The sequence below is a fragment of the Bartonella florencae genome (assembly GCF_000312525.1).
Taxonomy (GTDB): Bacteria; Pseudomonadota; Alphaproteobacteria; order Rhizobiales; family Rhizobiaceae; genus Bartonella; species Bartonella florencae.
This window is the reverse complement of the sequence record NZ_HE997501.1, coordinates 1-597: the sequence shown is the minus strand read 5'-3', so window position 1 is coordinate 597 and position 597 is coordinate 1. Positions and strand designations below refer to the sequence as shown.

The 597-nt window shown below is 42.4% G+C and carries 1 protein-coding gene; it reads left to right on the top strand.

All coding sequences use genetic code 11. The features are described from left to right. The coding region (locus BN202_RS09050; protein WP_019220326.1) for a Rha family transcriptional regulator at positions 1 to 597 on the top strand (597 nt) is incomplete at both ends.

The following is a 597-nucleotide window of genomic DNA, read 5'->3' as shown; positions in this document are numbered from 1 at the left end:
GCGCTACTAATGGTGCCTCTTCTCAGACTATGTCTAGTCGCGAGATTGCCGAGTTATGTGCTAAGCAACATAAGCATGTTATGCGTGACATTAAGCAAATGTTAGGAGAACTGCACTCTGAAAGTACTGAGCCCAAATTTGGGCTGAGTGAATTTGCAGGATTCTACAAGGATTCAACGGGTCGTATCCTTCCTTGTTATAACCTTCCCAAGCGTGAATGTTTAATTCTCGTTTCTGGTTATAGCACCGCCTTACGTGCTAAAATCATTGATCGTTGGCAAGAATTGGAAAAGCAAGCCGCTGTTCCACAAGTTGACTATTCCAAACCCGAAGCATTACTTGGTGTTTTGAATCACTTACAAAGTCAAATTGAACAAAAAGATCATGTGATTGCAGAATTAGCTCCAAAAGCAGAGGCTTTGAATGGCTTAAAGCGCTCTGATGGGCTGTTCGGTCTTATTGAAGCAGCGAAAATGTTAGAGGTACGACCAAAAGATTTGACCGATTACTTGCGTAAACACGATTGGGTCTATCGACGTGCTCCAGGGGCGCCTTTGTTACCTTATCAAGATAAAATCAAGAAAGGCTTTATGGTTT